The following is a 16,473-nucleotide window of genomic DNA, read 5'->3' on the forward strand; positions in this document are numbered from 1 at the left end:
CACTCAACCGTCTGTGCTATCTTATTTTTGAGGTTAACTTTTTTTAAGTTTTTTGAATAAATTGATTATTGCAACTAGAAGTAAACCTACGATTAAACCAAAAAATAAATTAATAATGGTAGGTAAGACAAACTGCATTGTACTGCCAATAATAGGGGTCAAAATTGCGGTAAAAGCAATTTCATCGATCCATTCTGAAATGTAACTAATACCATGTGTCAAAATACCACCACCAACCATGAACATTGCGGCTGTGCCTACAATAGATAAGGTTTTCATTAGATATGGTGTGATATAAATTAAAGCATTGCCACATTTTTTTAATGCTGTAGATGCTTTCTTCTGCAAGTAAAACCCTAAGTCATCTAATTTAACAATACCTGCGACTAGCCCATAAACACCTATTGTCATTACAATCGCAATAATAGAAAGCACAATAACTTGATTCATAAAGGTCGTTGAAGAAACAATCCCTAATGTTATTGCAATGATTTCAGCAGATAGTACAAAGTCAGTACGGATAGCACCTTTGATTTTTTTACTTTCAAACTCGCTAAGCATTTCAGGAGATAATTGTTTTTGCATAGTAGCGGCTGTTTTTGTTTCGGGGTGCAATAACTTATGTGCAATTTTCTCTGCACCTTCAAAACATAGGTAAGCCCCACCAAGCATAAGTAATGGTGTAATAGCCCAAGGTAAAAAGGCACTAATTAGTAGTGCTAAAGGGACAAGTATCAATTTATTAATAAACGAGCCTTTAGCAACTGACCAAACAACAGGAAGTTCTCTATCAGCCCGTACTCCTGTGACTTGCTGAGCATTTAAAGCGAGGTCATCACCCAAAACGCCAGATGTTTTTTTAGCTGCCATTTTAGTCATGACGGAAACATCGTCTAACACTGCGGCAATATCATCAAGTAATGTGAGTAAACTGCTTCCAGCCAAAATAATATCCTCATTATTTTCTTTTTTAAGGTGTAGTTAATGTTTATTAGGTTGGTTTAGCGATAATTAGTTCACTTGGTATTAACCATAATCTATAAAATTTAATAATACCATTACAGTTAAAAATGCCGCGCATTGAATTATTAAATTTTTATGACAATGGAACCAATGCGTTTTTTGTGTTTCTAACTAATTAATTTTAGTGAAGTAACACATTTATAGTTGGTCTTTCGGTCTGACTTAACCACTTTGGGTTATAAATAATTTTAAGTAGATTGGTATAAGGTTAATACATGTCTTCTCAGCCAGTTTTGAGCATTGTTGTTGCCGTTTATAATGGTGAAAAATTTCTACCTCAGTTTTTTGAAAGTTTAATAGCGCAAAAATTAGAGAACTGGGAGCTTATTGTTGTTAATGATGGCTCTAAGGATGATAGTGAAAGCGTTATCAATGCTTATGCAGATAAGTTTGCTTGTTTCAAAGTATTATCTCAGGAAAATCAAGGTGTTTCGGTTGCTCGTAATACTGGAATGGCTGAAGCAACGGGGAAATATATTACATTTCCTGATATAGACGATGAAATTAACCCTAAAATGTATGGACGTCTATTAGAAATCGCATTATCTGGAGACCTAGACGTTGCAACCTGTAATGGGACATATGTTTATACCAATGGTGACGCACCGAAGGCTATTTTCCCACCAAACAAAGTACCCTCTACGGGGGTGATATCTGGTCCTGAATGGCTTGAAAAAGGGTTAAGCTCACGTAAGTTTTTACATGTGACTTGGTTGAACTTATACCGTTTAGAGATGTTACGCCAACATGATTTTTTCTTTGAGCCTAAGTTGCATCATCAAGATATTCCTTGGACGACTGAAGTTTTGTTAGTAGCAAAACGTGTGCAATTTATTAATGAACAGTATTATCGTTATTTGATCCATAACCAATCAGTTTCTCACTCATTGACGGGTGATGAACGCTCAGTTCGTAAGATAAACACTTATTTGAAAATCATTGATATGTTGCTAGATATTTATCGGCGCTATCCTGAGCAAGTCAAACAAGCACCAGCTTGCTTATGGCAGGTTGGTAAGGAAGGCTTAGGGGTGATCCAAGCCTTACTGGCAATTAAGTCACCTGAAACACAAAAAGAGATGGTGCAGCAGTTTTTTGATAAAGGTTACTGGCAAGTAGTATGGGAACATGCGACGACAGTAAAACTTAAGTGGCGTTTAATTAGGCGCTATACCAAATTAAAAGAAATCCTTAAATCATAATCTTTTGAAAAGGTAGCTGACAGAGGCTACCTTTTCATTATTTATTTACCTAATTGCTTAAGGGAATTTATAAACATTTCCCATAGTTTTGGGTTATCGAGCTTTGTGGCAACTTGTGTATGGCATTCGGCTTTGGCCGGCATACGAAAATCAGTGACAGTCATCCCTGTAGTTAAAGTACCTTGTAACTCGATATCAATTGGCGCTTTAACTGTTTCCATTATCGATGGGTTAATAACATAAGCGACGGCACAAAGGTCATGGACAGGTGCATGGTCGCTATAACCATTACGTTGGCGATAACCTGTTGTGTAGTAATTTAGGGATTCCACAACAAATTGGCTAATTGGTGTATTCAAACGAGCAATTTGTTCCATAATTAGATCATTTGGCCTAGCCTGGTGGGTGAGGTCTAATCCAACCATGGTAATCGGCCATTTTTCATTAAATACAATATGGGCGGCTTCAGGGTCTATGATGATATTAAATTCAGCTACAGCAGAGCGATTACCGGTATGGTAGCCTCCCCCCATCAGAACGACTTCTTTTACTAACTCTACAATTTCAGGTGCTTTTCTGACGGCCAAAGCAATATTTGTTAATCCACCAATAGGAACGAGAGTAATTGTTTTAGGGGGATGAGATTTGATTGTATCGATGATCAAATCGACAGCATGGCGTTGGTCAATTGGCTGTGTTGGCTCTGGAAGATGTGTCCCATCAAGCCCTGTGCTTCCATGAACTTCAGGGGCAGTTTGTATTGTCCTTACTAAGGGACGAGGGCAGCCAGCAGCTATAGGGATATTATTTGCACCAACGAATTCCATAATTGCGCGTGCGTTGTGAGTCACTTTGTCTAGAGTTTGGTTTCCAACGACAGTCGTGACAGCGAGTAAATCTATATTTGGGTTACCTAACGCCAAAAAGATAGCCATAGCATCATCATGTCCAGGATCACAATCTAAAATAATTTTGTATTTCTGCATTTTTGCTCCTTTCATTATGTTATTTACTTTTGATTAACATAATATAAGGATTTATTTATTATTTTGTGATTTAAGCTTCATTTTAATGAATACTAATGTAATGAAACTATTCATTAATGTTACTAATATCATAGTGACATAATTAACATATTAATAACAATCATATTGAGTTTATGAAGATTATGTGTTTCTTATATCCTTTAGCTTGGAGTATAAATACACTTTATTAATAAGTTAATAAACTAGGAGGGAGCATGGATAATTATCTCAATAAATTGCCAGATGTAATTGATTCTGTTGCAACTAACCAGTTTTACCCTAATTTATTATCATGGTTATCTTCATTCATCACATTTGATAATGCGATTGTATATTCTTTTGAGAAAGGTGCACCTCCTCGATTTCTATCTAAAGTCGAACGTCGCAATAGTGATAGTGTTAATAGGATCTATCAGCGAGGTGCTTATTTAATGGACCCATTCTATCAAGAAATCCAGAAAGGGGGCGCTTCGACGGTACTCACGCTAAAAGAATTGGCACCTAAAGGTTTTTATCACACTGATTATTATCTTAATTTCTATCGTAAAACGGGTTGGTGTGATGAAGCGGGTTTATTGTTAGAGATCTCAACAGGTAGGCAACTAGGGATCTTTTTTGGTAACGAAGATAGACCTTTCTTCTCAGGAAAGCATACACAAGCCCCACTTAAAGATGCTTGCGATATTATTCGTAGTATGGCTAGGCTTCATAAAGAAGTCTCTCCTCATGCAGTTTCTCATCATTACCGAAATGCGGATATGCAAACGCGGTTTGGGTTAACCCCAAGAGAATGTGAGGTTGTTGAACTGATCCTTGCTGGTAAAGGCTCCCCACAGATTGCACAGTCGCTTTTTATCAGTTTAGGGACAGTCAAAAATCATCGTAAGAATATTTACCAGAAATTAGATATTAATTCGCAAGCTGAATTATTTAACTTATTTATGAATAGGCCAATTCAATAGGTAGGGTGAATTTCCTTACCTCAAAATATGAGAATTATTTAGTTTATTTATCATGGTGTTAGTTTTATCTAATATTTATTAGAATACTTTTAAGTATTTCAACTCATAAATTGTTATATTATTAATATGGCAATAATTATCTAATTAATTGAATTTTAATTAAAAAAATAAACTTTACTAAATTTTATTTTTATATAAATATTCTACTTACGTCACAAATGTTAACTTTATGTTTCGAATGTCCCTAAAGGGCTATGTAATTGTTAATGCAAGGTTAAGATAATCAGGTTATCGAAAGATACTAAACAGGGTATCCGTTATGAATAACCAAGTAGAATCACTAACTTATTATGCTGCAACTAAGAAATATGACTTACGCTTTCCTACATTAAAAGAAGATCTTGATGTGGATGTTGTCATTATTGGTGGTGGCTTTTCAGGGGTCCACACGGCACTCGAGTTGTGTGAAAAAGGTATTACCAATATTGCTATCTTGGAGGGGCGTCACCTAGGCTATGGTGGTTCTGGGCGTAATGGTGGCCAAGTTATGGCAGGTATTGGCCATGATATTGATGCAATTAAAAAATATGTTGGCCCTGAAGGGTTAGAAACGATCTTTAAGCTCAGTAACATGGGGGCTGGGATCATGCGTGAGCGTATCGCTAAATATGATATCGATGCTGATTTCTGCCGCGGTTACGCTTATTTAGGTAGCAACAAGCGCCAAGAAAAAACCTTACGTGGTTGGCTAAAGGATTTTAAATCCGTTGATCCCGATGAGGAAATTGAATTCTATAGTGGTACAGAACTGAAACAGATTATCGGTTCTGATGCTTATACCTGTGGTATCAAACACATGGGGGGTGGGCATGTTCATTCATTGAATTTGCTATTGGGTGAAGCAAAAGCAATAAGTGAAATTTATGGCGCTAAAATTTTTGAAAATAGCCAAGTATTAAATGTTGAGTATGGAAATACCATCACGGTGAGAACGGCGATGGGCACGGTTAAAGCCCAAAAAATGTTATGGGCTTGCGATTCGTTCTTAAACGGTCTTGAACCAACAATTTACCCTAAAACGATTAATACTTACGCATATCAATTAATGACGGAAGAATTGCCGGACGAGCTAATTGAACAGATCAGCCCAATCCGAGGCGCATATAGTGACATTCGCCCTGTAATTGATTACTACCGTGTGACGAATGAAAACCGTTTATTATTTGGCAGTTCGACGCATTTCCTTGAGTACATTCCATCTGATCTTAAAGCATGGAACCGGAATTTAATGTTAAAAGTCTTTCCTTACCTCAAAGATGTCAAAATCGAACTTGCTTGGGGGGGGCCAATGGCCTGTAGTGCAAATTTATTTCCCCAAATTGGTACATTACCACAGCATAAAAATGTGTTTTATGCTCAAGGGTATTCCGGTTTCGGTGTCACGCCTAGCCAAATTGTCTGTAAAGTTCTTGCTGAGGGGATGGTGGAAGGTTCGCATCGTTATGACTTAATGAGCTCTATTCCTCATGCCAACATTATTGGTAAAGATAGCATGCGTAATGTCATTGTTTCACTTGCCAAAATTATGCATCAAACATCGGGTTATTGGCAGGGGCGGCGCTAGTTCGTTATCAGTCCATCTATTTTATTAAAATTGATTAAAGGTAAAAATCATGATTAGTCCATTATTATTGAATAAACCACTGCCGGAATTACTGAATGTAGGTAGTGTTACAAACTTAGGGTCTGTAGTTGTCGAGGGCGATCCTCAAGCGAGTGTTGCGATGATACATGGCGAACCCACTGATAATCTGACATGTGGAATTTTCGCTTGTACAAAAGGTAAGTTCAAAATGGTATACCCATTTGATGAAATGGCGACCGTTCACGAAGGTTCAGTCAAATTAACCGATGTGAAAACGGGTGTAACGGTTGAATATCATAAGGGTGATACATGGTTTGCAGCGAAAGGGACAGAAGTTTTGTGGGAAATTGATGCCCCGCGTTTTGTCAAACATTACCTAGCTTGTGTCAATGCCTAATTAATTCCTATTAAGTGGAGTGATAACGATGAGTGAGTTAACCCTATTACCAGAGGTCAGTGAATTTCTGAAACGTCAACATGGCCATTTTATCAACGGGTTGCCGGTTTCTGGCATGGGCGATACTTTTTTTAATGTCGTTAATCCAGCCACTGAGCAAGTCATTGCGAAAGTGAAAGAAGGCACATTAGCAGACGTTGATGCAGCAATGGAAGCTGCTCACGCTGCATTCAAAGGGGCTTGGGCAAATACAACACCGATGGAGAGAGGGAATTGCTTAAACCGCCTTGCTGATTTGTTTGAGAAACATCTTGAAGAACTGGCTCAGCTAGAAACCCTTTGTTCAGGGAAAACAATTCAGCTTTCTCGTTTTCTTGAAGTGGGTTCGTCCGCACAATTTTTACGTTATTTTGCTGGTTGGGCAACGAAAATCAGTGGTGAGACTCTCAATGTTTCATTGCCTTCATTTAATGGTGAAAAATACACGGCATTTACACAGCGGGAGCCTGTTGGGGTAGTAGCAGGTATTATTCCTTGGAATTTTTCCATAATGATTTCTATTTGGAAATTAGCCGCTGCATTAACTTGCGGTTGTACCATTGTGTTAAAGCCGAGTGAATTTACCCCTTTAACGATGTTAAGGGTAGTTGAGCTAGCAAAAGAAGCAGGTATCCCAGACGGGGTTATTAACATCATTAATGGTGGAGGTCGTGAAGTTGGGCCTGCACTGATCCATCATCCTCTATGTTCCAAAGTGACATTTACGGGTTCTGTACCAACGGGGCTAGCGGTAGGGCGTACCGCAATGGAAGGAAAATTAACCCGTGTTACGCTTGAGTTAGGTGGTAAAAATGGCGCTGCATTCTTAGCGGATTTATCCGTTGAAAAAATAGTCAATGGCATCATTGAGGCTGGATATCTGAATCAGGGGCAAATTTGTGCAGCCGCGGAGCGTTTCTATATTCCATCTAAGTTAATGGAACCCGTATTAACTGAGTTAAAAGCCCGCTTGTCTGTGATGAAAGTGGGGGCGCCGTTAGATGAAACAACAGAAATGGGGCCACTCGCAAATAAAGCGCATTATGAAAAAATTCTCGCTTTATTTGAAAAAGCACGCCAAGAGGGTAATGAAATTATTTATGGCGGCCAGCCTATTGCTGGTACAGGTTATTTTGTACCGCCAACCATTATTCGTGCAAATAGCCCAGATGATGCGTTGATGAAGGAAGAAACATTTGGCCCTGTAGGGACATTCCTCAGTTATGACAATGAAGATGAACTTATTGAGTTAATGAATAGTACTCCATTTGGTTTAGCGGCTAGCTTATGGACTAATGACCTAAGTAAAGCGATGCGCATGATTTCACAAATTGAAGCGGGGACTGTTTGGGTGAATATGCATACCTTCCTTGACCCGGCAGTGCCTTTTGGTGGAATTAAGTCATCAGGGGTTGGGCGTGAGTTTGGTAGTGCCTTTATCGAGTATTACACCGAGTTAAAATCTGTCATGGTGCGTTATTAGTATTTAGCTAACATGAAATTAATCAATATTTCCCGGCGATTAAGCCGGGTTTTTTGTATTTTATTGCGCATAGAGTGCAAGTTATGGTTAAGATAGGTTAATTATCATTACTGGTAGATAACCTAATGCAAAAAGTGTTGATTACAGGGGGGAGCAGGGGGATTGGCCGTGCTACCGCCATCCAGTTAGCAAGCCTAGGTATGCATGTGTTGGTCAATTATAAAAGTGACCAACAGTCCGCAGAAAATCTTGTTAGGGAAATCCAAGCCTCGGGTGGTATGGCTGATGCATTTCAATGTGATATTAGTGATGAAAGTGATGTTGTTAAGCTATTCGACACTATCAGGCAACAGTACGGTGACCTTCATTTTTTAGTCAATAATGCCGGTGTTTTATTTCAACAATCGACTACTGAGGGGTTGTCAGCGGAACGTATTAATAAGGTGCTGGCGACTAACGTAACTGGGCTACTGATTTGTTGCAGAGAATTCATTAAGCATGCCCGTTTCTTTAATCAATTTCAAAATAAAGCCATTGTTAATGTTTCCTCAGCTGCGGCTCGGTTAGGGGCTGCGGGGGAGTATATTGATTATGCGGCTTCTAAAGGTGCTGTGGACTCTATTACGAAAGGGTTGTCATTAGAACTGGCTGAGCTAGGTATTCGTGTGAATGGTGTACGCCCTGGCTATATCTATACACAGATGCATAAGGATGGTGGTGAGGAAGGTCGAGTGGATCGCATTGCGGCACAGTTACCGATGAAAAGAGGTGGAGAGCCTAGGGAAATTGCGGAGATTATCACTTGGTTACTGAGTGATGCTTCATCCTATGTCACAGGGACAATAATTGATGCGGCTGGTGGCCGTTAGGGCTAAAAATGCTTTTCTTGGCGAATAATGAACCCTGATGAAACAAGTTCTGTCCGGTTGGTGACTTGTGCTTTGGTAAAAATATTCCGCAAATGCGTTTTTACCGTAGACAGAGATACACCTAATAATAATGCAATACGTTTGTTGCTTGCACCTTCTCGTACTAAGTGGATAATTTCTTGTTCTTTAGGAGTATAAGAAACTAAGGAATCAGGCAGCACATCAAATGTCATTAGCTCTGCAACAGGTAAAATTGCATTTAACCGCATGATTTCTTGTTGGCTAAAAGGGCTATCTCGCATGATTGAAATTCCAGCAATAATCTTATTTTTCCGCCGAATAAAGATTTCAGCCATATCCGTCATATTATTTGGTTGCATAAAGTCATGGAAGAATGCCTGATTTTGCTGACGTGCCTCCGCCCCCATTCTCACTAAGCGTAAGTCACTGCTACGAAAGTTATTCGGGTGTAAAGGATCTAGCTGATAAAAACAGGCAAGATAATCTTGGTGCATTTTTGCGGGAACCCCATAAAGTATATAGTTATCGGGTTGCCAGTGGTCATTAACCAGATAATACACGGATGCTGATATAGGAATAATATGAGCAATCGTATTTAGGCAGCAATCAATCAATGTTTGTTGGTGAGGGCTAAACAATAAAGAGCTCATCATATTACCTTCCGTAGCCAATCGAATTATTATCATGCGCCTTATTGATATTAACATAAAGTAAACATGTTAATAACGTGAGGTTGCTTGCAGTATTTAAAAATCGTTAAAACCCATCCAATAATGCTCTATTGCTTTTGGGTATCTTTAGTGAACTTATTATTAATATATTAACAAAGCGTTTTTTTGTTATGCATTGATATCTAATTAATTATCTATTTTTTGATTCAGTTGTTGGTACTTTTTGCGCTGTTTTTGGGTTCCCCCCTCTCTCTGGGTATCGTCCTTTAGAACGATAGCGAGTCGTTTGTGCTTATTTTTATAGTGGCAATTCAGTCACTATATTTTTACAAAAAATTCACATTCATGACTGTGTATGGAGCGAGAGGGAAGAAAAATGAATTTATCCTCAAAATTGTCGTCACATCTAGAGAATGGGAAAGTTGGCTTTCCTACAACATTGGCAAGTTCTGCCGGTTTGATTATGGCTAGTCCTGTTATCTTAACGGTTATTAGTGGATTCGGCATTGGCGGTGATACTTTTGCTTTAGCGGTGTTGTTGAGTTTTATTATGATGCAAGCTCAGCTAACAACATTTTCTGAAGCTGCTGCAATCCTACCAACATCAGGTTCGGTATATGATTATATTTCTTGTGGAATGGGGCGCTTCTGGGCAATTACTGGGGCGCTTTCTGCCTATTTAATAGTGCATGTCTTTGCTGGAACGGCCGAAACAATTCTTTCTGGAATTATGGCGTTGGTTAATTTTGAGCATTTAAATACGGTTTTAGAAACCAGTAATTCCTCGTGGATGGTTGGTGTTGGGCTTGTTGTTACTTTTGGTATTTTAAACGCTTTTGGGATCGAAGCTTTTGGTAAGGTGGAAGTTGTGCTGACGTTTGCTATGTGGTCTACATTAGTGATCTTCAGCATAAGCGGCTTGTTATTACCATTTCATGTACAGACGGATGGTTGGTTTGGTCAGCCATTGAATACAGACCCAACATTAGTACTGAGTTTTATTGGAATGGCCATGTTCATGTTTGTAGGGTGTGAGTTAGTGACACCAATGGCGCCTGAGATTAAAAACTCAGCCAAAGTTATTCCGCGGGCAATGACAACAGGGTTGTTCTGTGTCGCTCTGTGTATGGTGCTATTTGGAGCCGCATTAGCGAACCAAGTGGAAAATGTGGTGGTTGACCCACAAACGGGAACCCGTTTATTGGAAACACCAATGGCTATTCCAGCATTTGCGGAATTAGTGATGGGTGAGTTTGGTAAATATTGGATTGGTGTGGCACTTTTACTTGCTGGTGGAGCCACAATCAATACTTTAATGGCCGCAGTACCGCGTATTCTTTACGGGATGGCACTTGATGGTGCATTACCTCGCATCTTTGCTTACTTACACCCACGCTTTAAAACACCAGTATTTGGTATTTTAGTTGCTGTGATGATCCCTTGTTTACACGCCTTTGCTATCCAAGGCGATCTTGACCGCATCATTCCTTTAGTATTAGCCGCTGTGTGCTCTTGGGGAGTTGCTTATTTATTGGTAACTATTTCCGTGGTGCTATTGCGTATCCGTCGCCCTGATTTACACCGCGCTTATCGTTCACCATTCTTCCCTCTGCCACAGATTATTTCGAGTGTGGGCATTATTTTAGCCATTGTTTATATCACTCCACCGGGTATGAGTAAGTCTGATGTATATATTCCTTTTGCAATAATGTTAGGTTTAACTGCTGGTTATGCCTTAATTTGGACGGTTTTTGTGCAAAAAGTTAACCCATTCAAACCGCTAAGTGTAGAGTCAGTCCTATCAAACTCATTCCGAGATGAAGAAATTGAGGGAGGCCAACTTGAGCCATTACGCAACCTCGCCTAAATATTCGCTATGGCAGCGGCTAGGCAGCAGATTAACCAAAAAACGTTTACCAGTGGGCTATCAAACTGGGCTAACACTTAATCGTATTGAGCGAGATATGCTTCCTTATCCGTGTGAATGGCGGGCACCGGGAGCGCTCCTTATTCAATTACAACCTGAATTAACGATTGAAGTCACTGAACGCCCAAGAAAGCTGTTTCTTGCTTTTATTGTATATAGCCGTTTTGCCGTTTCTGGTATTTGTCATCAGGATATTAATGCAAAAATTGAAGTAAAAACGCGAGGAAGTGTAAGGAAAAAACATATCCATTTTGTATCTAAACAAATAGATGGGGCTAAGGTTATTGGCTGGTTGAATGAATATCCCATTATTCGGCAAACATTAGAAGAGTTGGATTTTAACCGATGCCAAATAGAGCTTAATCATGGTCAGTGGCGTTGTGAGATTGAACCTTTTACTGCATCAGAGATGGTCAGTCGTATTCCTGCAACACGACGTTATCTGAGGCTGGAGAGCAAGCAACGTCATCGTTTATTGAGCGCATTACAGTTAATTAGCCAACTGATGGAAAAAAAACGGATTATCCGTTGAATTTGAATAAGTTCTTTGATAGTAATAATTATTATTATCAATTGATTCATTGGAATGAGATGTGAAATCTTTGCCACTTTTAGGGTGTATTTTGTTTTCTTCAGCAGCCATCGCAACCTCTTCAGACTGTATTCGTTTAGCGGAGCTTTCTACTGCCGAAGGGGTGCATAACAGTAAGGGGGATAGCTGTTTATTTTTTGAAGCATCACAGCAAAATTTTATCAAGCAACGTGGAGAGGGGGTTTCCAAGGTCACATTACTAGACGCTAAGCAACAGCCCATACGTACTCTACAAGAATATGGTTCGGCGCAAGAGCCTCATTCTGCGGATTATTTAGTCCCTACAAATGGGGTTTATTATCTTTCTTTGAAAGGTGAGCCGGGGAAGCCTTGGCGTCTGCAATTTGATGTCAAACCTTATCAGCCGTTAGATATCAAAAAAGAGGGAGAGCCTGTAAGCCCTAAGTTGCAAAGCCTATTGGATGAGTATTATAGCGATGGGGACTCAGCCGCTTTCTGGCAAGCTGTTGCGATAGAAGGAACTCCACTGATTGAGGATCTCGCTGGTTCGCAAAAGCGAGCAACTTTTTTATGGCGGGGGGCGAAATCCAATGCGTATATTTTAGGAGCGCCATCGGGGAATCATGAAAGAATGGCGCATTTGGCGGGAACTGATATTTGGTACCGCTCTTTTATTATCCCTGATAAGACATTGTCACAATATAAAATTGCCCCTGATATCCCAATGGTTCCTGAAGGTGGTTTCGCACAGCGTAAGGCAATATTAGTGACAGCACAAGCTGACCCGTATAACCCCAACGTTATTCCATCTTTAGCTGAAGATAAATACAACCGCTTCTCCTTATTGTCACTAGCGCCACAAATACGCCAATGTAATTTCCCATTAATAAAGCACTCGCAAGTTCAAGGAAGTTTGGAAACTTTTACACTTTCTAGCCGTGTTTTGAATAATGAACGAAAAATTACGGTATATCGCGCAAATATGCCGATGAAACACCCTGCGCTGTTAGTGTTGTTAGATGGTCAGATTTACCAACAAAATTATCAAATGGTGAATTTTTTTGATAAATGGATGAATAACGGTGATTTGCCAGCTATGGATATCGTGTTTGTCGATAGCATCAGTTCGGAACGTCGTGGGGAAGAGCTGCCTCCTAATCATGACTTCCCTCAATTGCTGGCGGATGAGTTAATACCGTTACTGGTAAAAAAGGGAATCCAAGCGGACGCTAAACACACTATTATTGCGGGGTCTAGTTATGGAGGGCTTGGTGCAACTTGGAATGCCTTACAGCATCCGGAGGTATTCGGCAATGTGTTAAGCATGTCAGGGTCTTATTGGTGGTCACCAAAGGGGGAAGACCCTGAATGGCTGATCCGGGAAATTGAAACCATGCCGAAGCAACCCATTCGATTTTTCCTTGAGGCGGGTTTATTTGAACAAAGAGGCAGTTGGGGCGGAATTATTCAAAATCATTATCACTTGTTTGACGTATTAAAGCATAAAGGCTACCAAGTTGATGCAATAGAATTACCCAGCGGCCATGATTACATTTCTTGGTGTGAAACACTGTATGAGGGCACAAAGAAACTCTCATCACAGTGGTAAGCAATAACCGGATTAGTGCTTAAAGCAGCTTGTAATGAGCTGCTTTTTCATTTTTATGACAACCGTATTCATTTCGCCATAAAAGCGTCATTCAACTGTCATCTAGCTCCTTTAGCATGCCTATCATTATTTAAAACATACTTATTCATTTTTCATTATTGATCGGCAAGGAAACTGTTATGACTGGTAATTTTATGAAATCTTTTTTAGCTGTCACAGTAAGTACATTGATTTTAGGAAGTACAATCCCTGCTTATGCCGCAGATAAAAATGATGCGGTTTCAGAAAACCGTGCGGCCCAAGGCGATATCACTAAATTTGGCGGAGCACGTCGTTTAGCGACTGAACAAACTGACATCATGAAAGCGGCGCTTCACAATGGTCAAGCCAAAAATGTGATTTTATTTATCGGTGATGGTATGGGGGATTCTGAAATTACCGTCGCACGTAACTATGCAGAAGGTGCAGCTGGCTTTTTTAAAGGCATCGATGCCTTACCTATCACAGGGCAATATACTCACTATGCATTAGATAAAAAAACGCAGAAACCTGATTATGTGACTGACTCGGCGGCTTCCGCAACTGCATGGTCATCGGGTGTGAAAACATATAATGGTGCATTGGGAATCGATGTATTTGGTAATGACCACGAAACGTTAATTGAAATTGCGAAACGTAATGGAAAAGCTACGGGCAACGTGACAACCTCTGAGATTCAGGATGCAACTCCAGCCGCGCAGTTCGCCCATGTCAGTGCACGTAAATGTTATGGACCTGAAGAAACATCAGAAAAATGTGCGGCTAATGCCTTAGAAAATGGCGGGCGTGGCTCGATTTCAGAGCAGTTATTGATCACTCGCGCAGATGTGACCCTTGGCGGTGGTGCGAAGAGCTTCAAACAAGAAGCAAAAGCTGGGGACTATAAAGGTAAAACGTTAGAACAACAGGCTATTGAACGTGGTTACAACATTGTGCGTGATGCAAATGCGTTGAACAACGTCACTGTTGCGAATCAAGATAAACCTGTTTTAGGTTTATTCCATGATGGCAATATGGCAGTCGCGTGGGAAGGGCCTAAAGCCGTTCATTATGGCAACATCAATAATGCACCACTTGAATGTAAACCTAATTCTAAATTAGATCCAAATGCGCCAACGTTAGCGCAAATGACTAAAAAAGCGATTGATTTATTAGAAGTCAACCCGAATGGTTTCTTCTTGCAAGTTGAGAGCGCATCCATAGATAAACAAGATCACAAAGCAAATCCGTGTGGCCAAATTGGTGAGACCGTGGCTCTCGATGAAGCCGTTCAAGTTGGTTTAGATTTTGCTAAACAACATGGTGATACTTTGGTTATCGTGACTGCGGATCACTCACATTCGAGCCAAATCATACCGGAAGGCACTAAATCAACAGGGCTAACTCAAGCGTTGATTACTAAAGATGGCTCTGTGATGGTGGTTAACTACGGGAACTCTGAAGAAGATGACTCACAGGAGCACACTGGCGCTCAGTTACGTGTAGCTGCCTATGGCCCACATGCGGCAAACGTAATGGGTCTGACTGACCAAACCGATTTGTTCTTTACCATGCGTGATGCAATGGGATTGAAGCAATAAACCAACCCTGTAATATAAATTCTCCGCGACAGGATGTTGCGGAGAATTTTTTTAACGGCCTTCTTTCCTCTCCCCTTTATTCAACCATTCCTTAATAGCTTTATGAAATATTTGAACTTATTTATTTATTGGTTATCTTGATTTATTATTTTTTAATAATCAAAACGAGAGCTTATTTATAAGCGCAGCATGATGAGAACCAATTTATGAGAGAAGTACGGAAACTACAGCGAGATGAAATTCCAGCGGTTTGGTCTATTGATCGCACTGAATTAATTGAGCACCTATATTTACATCAAGATGGGAAATTGGTGCTATCAAAGCAGCGCTTTGATATGAAAGGTTGGCCTGAAGGTGAACCTGAAGCTTACACTCCACATTTGTTGGAAAGTTATGACCAAGGGGCCATTTTTATAGGGGTGTTTGAACAAGGGAAACTGATTGCAGCTGCGAGTTTAGACAATACATGGCGTGGTGAGCAAAAAAATTTGCTGCAGTTGTCTTTTTTACATGTTAGTCACCCACATCGTGGTGAAGGTTTGGCTGGGCTGCTATTTCAGCAGTGTGTTGACCTAGCCATTCAAAAAAACGCTAAAGGGCTGTATATATCGGCGACACCATCAGAAAATACAGTACATTTCTACCAATATCTTGGCTGTACTTTGATTGAAAAACCTGACCCAGAATTATTTGCTTTAGAGCCGGAAGATATTCACTTTGTATATTGGTTTGATTAGAGTGTTTTGTTAATGAATATGTTTGTTGGCTATTGATTTTGTCGTCAAATTGAACAATAAATATTGAAATTCACACAAAATCAGATATGATTGATAATCATTATCATTTGAGATTGTTGAGGTCATTATGCCAACTAGCATATCAAAAACAACTGGCTTACGGCGCATAGGGGCTGGTTTATGGGGTGTTTTCGCCGTGATATTGCTGAGCATTACCTATGTACTCAGCAATATGGGGTTAGATAACCTCAAAATCACCATGATCATTATGATGATCGCGACTGCAGGTATGTTGTTTAACCGTGGTTCTCGGCGTTTATTGATTATCCCAGCCGTTGTTTCACTCGTGTGTTTTCTGGCTGCATTTGTATTACAAAGGTAGTATTTGGTTAAATAATGAGTGAATGCATTAGGAAAAATAATAGAGGGAAAGTGAGCGCACGGTAGAAAGTGCTTTCAAGTCAATTTGAAGTGAAAAACACTGACTGCATCAGTGGTGTGAAAGGGGGGATTAGCCCCCCATACGTCTATAGAATACTAACACCTGAAGCTAGCGCGTCTAGCAATTCCGTCACCCTCGCAACTCACTAAGTTTGTCTGGTTACACTAATTCGGTGTAGCTTTTGGTCGCCGTTTTTTGGTAAAAAATAGCCAGTCAATAATGACTGGCCACTTCTAGTTTGGGTGAATT

General features: G+C 39.9%; 15 protein-coding genes. 12 read left to right on the forward strand and 3 right to left on the reverse strand.

Annotated elements, in window-relative coordinates:
- Window positions 1-33: 33 nt before the first annotated feature.
- Window positions 34-945: a DUF808 domain-containing protein gene (locus P3L56_RS03030; protein ID WP_042849088.1), complete on the reverse strand. Its 912-nt coding sequence runs from the start codon at window positions 943-945 to the stop codon at window positions 34-36.
- A 293-nt stretch (window positions 946-1,238) separates the two neighbouring features.
- Here P3L56_RS03030 and P3L56_RS03035 point away from each other — a divergent pair, with 293 nt between their 5' ends.
- Window positions 1,239-2,225, forward strand: coding sequence for a glycosyltransferase (locus tag P3L56_RS03035; RefSeq protein ID WP_042849087.1), 987 nt, complete (start codon window positions 1,239-1,241; stop codon window positions 2,223-2,225).
- A 41-nt stretch (window positions 2,226-2,266) separates the two neighbouring features.
- Here P3L56_RS03035 and P3L56_RS03040 read toward each other — a convergent pair whose 3' ends face one another.
- Entirely contained in the window at window positions 2,267-3,211 is a 945-nt protein-coding gene (locus tag P3L56_RS03040; protein ID WP_042849085.1) for a nucleoside hydrolase, read from the reverse strand.
- 254 nt (window positions 3,212-3,465) lie between these two features.
- On the opposite strand from P3L56_RS03040, the gene P3L56_RS03045 reads away from it, so the two are divergent.
- From P3L56_RS03045 to P3L56_RS03065, 5 genes are all read left to right on the forward strand, one after another.
- Window positions 3,466-4,212 (forward strand): helix-turn-helix transcriptional regulator, encoded by a 747-nt coding sequence (locus P3L56_RS03045; protein WP_042849084.1) that lies wholly within the window; start codon window positions 3,466-3,468, stop codon window positions 4,210-4,212.
- Window positions 4,213-4,531: 319 nt separating this feature from the next.
- On the forward strand, window positions 4,532-5,836 hold the full coding sequence (locus tag P3L56_RS03050) for an NAD(P)/FAD-dependent oxidoreductase (RefSeq protein WP_042849083.1): 1,305 nt from the start codon (window positions 4,532-4,534) through the stop codon (window positions 5,834-5,836).
- Window positions 5,837-5,885: 49 nt separating this feature from the next.
- Window positions 5,886-6,254 (forward strand): cupin domain-containing protein, encoded by a 369-nt coding sequence (locus P3L56_RS03055; protein ID WP_042849082.1) that lies wholly within the window; start codon window positions 5,886-5,888, stop codon window positions 6,252-6,254.
- Window positions 6,255-6,282: 28 nt separating this feature from the next.
- Window positions 6,283-7,776 (forward strand): aldehyde dehydrogenase family protein, encoded by a 1,494-nt coding sequence (locus tag P3L56_RS03060; protein WP_166686036.1) that lies wholly within the window; start codon window positions 6,283-6,285, stop codon window positions 7,774-7,776.
- Window positions 7,777-7,901: 125 nt separating this feature from the next.
- Window positions 7,902-8,645: an SDR family oxidoreductase gene (locus tag P3L56_RS03065; RefSeq protein ID WP_042849080.1), complete on the forward strand. Its 744-nt coding sequence runs from the start codon at window positions 7,902-7,904 to the stop codon at window positions 8,643-8,645.
- Between the two features lie 2 nt (window positions 8,646-8,647).
- Here the strand turns inward: P3L56_RS03065 and P3L56_RS03070 are convergent, their stop codons facing one another.
- On the reverse strand, window positions 8,648-9,316 hold the full coding sequence (locus P3L56_RS03070) for a helix-turn-helix transcriptional regulator (RefSeq protein ID WP_094301196.1): 669 nt from the start codon (window positions 9,314-9,316) through the stop codon (window positions 8,648-8,650).
- Between the two features lie 397 nt (window positions 9,317-9,713).
- Between P3L56_RS03070 and P3L56_RS03075 the strand changes: the two genes are divergently transcribed.
- The 6 genes from P3L56_RS03075 to P3L56_RS03100 all read left to right on the forward strand — a co-directional run bounded on the left by P3L56_RS03075 (window position 9,714) and on the right by P3L56_RS03100 (window position 16,164).
- Window positions 9,714-11,204 carry an APC family permease gene (locus P3L56_RS03075; RefSeq protein ID WP_042849078.1) on the forward strand — a complete coding sequence of 497 codons (1,491 nt, stop codon included), beginning with the start codon at window positions 9,714-9,716 and terminating at the stop codon, window positions 11,202-11,204.
- The gene (locus P3L56_RS03080) at window positions 11,179-11,796 is read left to right on the forward strand and encodes a DUF3156 family protein (RefSeq protein WP_042849077.1); all 618 of its coding nucleotides are present in this window, start codon (window positions 11,179-11,181) and stop codon (window positions 11,794-11,796) included. The genes P3L56_RS03075 and P3L56_RS03080 overlap by 26 nt, the downstream gene beginning before the upstream one ends.
- 61 nt (window positions 11,797-11,857) lie before the next feature.
- Complete coding sequence (locus P3L56_RS03085) at window positions 11,858-13,426, forward strand: alpha/beta hydrolase-fold protein (RefSeq protein ID WP_272686260.1); 1,569 nt, start codon at window positions 11,858-11,860, stop codon at window positions 13,424-13,426.
- 179 nt (window positions 13,427-13,605) lie between these two features.
- Entirely contained in the window at window positions 13,606-15,045 is a 1,440-nt protein-coding gene (phoA, locus tag P3L56_RS03090; protein ID WP_042849075.1) for an alkaline phosphatase, read from the forward strand.
- Between the two features lie 206 nt (window positions 15,046-15,251).
- On the forward strand, window positions 15,252-15,782 hold the full coding sequence (locus P3L56_RS03095) for a GNAT family N-acetyltransferase (RefSeq protein ID WP_042849074.1): 531 nt from the start codon (window positions 15,252-15,254) through the stop codon (window positions 15,780-15,782).
- A gap of 127 nt (window positions 15,783-15,909) precedes the next feature.
- The gene (locus P3L56_RS03100; protein ID WP_042849073.1) at window positions 15,910-16,164 is read left to right on the forward strand and encodes a DUF1435 family protein; all 255 of its coding nucleotides are present in this window, start codon (window positions 15,910-15,912) and stop codon (window positions 16,162-16,164) included.
- The last annotated feature ends 309 nt before the right edge of the window (window positions 16,165-16,473 follow it).

Source organism: Providencia sp. PROV024 (assembly GCF_032709665.1).
GTDB classification, from domain to species: Bacteria; Pseudomonadota; Gammaproteobacteria; order Enterobacterales; family Enterobacteriaceae; genus Providencia; species Providencia huashanensis.

Bases quoted from the DNA above. Each gene is read 5' to 3' on its own strand.
- P3L56_RS03035 (WP_042849087.1), top strand. From the start codon at position 1,239: ATGTCTTCTCAGCCAGTTTTGAGCATTGTTGTTGCCGTTTATAATGGT.
- P3L56_RS03040 (WP_042849085.1), bottom strand. From the start codon at position 3,211: ATGCAGAAATACAAAATTATTTTAGATTGTGATCCTGGACATGATGAT.
- P3L56_RS03045 (WP_042849084.1), top strand. From the start codon at position 3,466: ATGGATAATTATCTCAATAAATTGCCAGATGTAATTGATTCTGTTGCA.
- P3L56_RS03050 (WP_042849083.1), top strand. From the start codon at position 4,532: ATGAATAACCAAGTAGAATCACTAACTTATTATGCTGCAACTAAGAAA.
- P3L56_RS03055 (WP_042849082.1), top strand. From the start codon at position 5,886: ATGATTAGTCCATTATTATTGAATAAACCACTGCCGGAATTACTGAAT.
- P3L56_RS03060 (WP_166686036.1), top strand. From the start codon at position 6,283: ATGAGTGAGTTAACCCTATTACCAGAGGTCAGTGAATTTCTGAAACGT.
- P3L56_RS03065 (WP_042849080.1), top strand. From the start codon at position 7,902: ATGCAAAAAGTGTTGATTACAGGGGGGAGCAGGGGGATTGGCCGTGCT.
- P3L56_RS03070 (WP_094301196.1), bottom strand. From the start codon at position 9,316: ATGAGCTCTTTATTGTTTAGCCCTCACCAACAAACATTGATTGATTGC.
- P3L56_RS03075 (WP_042849078.1), top strand. From the start codon at position 9,714: ATGAATTTATCCTCAAAATTGTCGTCACATCTAGAGAATGGGAAAGTT.
- phoA (WP_042849075.1), top strand. From the start codon at position 13,606: ATGACTGGTAATTTTATGAAATCTTTTTTAGCTGTCACAGTAAGTACA.
- P3L56_RS03095 (WP_042849074.1), top strand. From the start codon at position 15,252: ATGAGAGAAGTACGGAAACTACAGCGAGATGAAATTCCAGCGGTTTGG.
- P3L56_RS03100 (WP_042849073.1), top strand. From the start codon at position 15,910: ATGCCAACTAGCATATCAAAAACAACTGGCTTACGGCGCATAGGGGCT.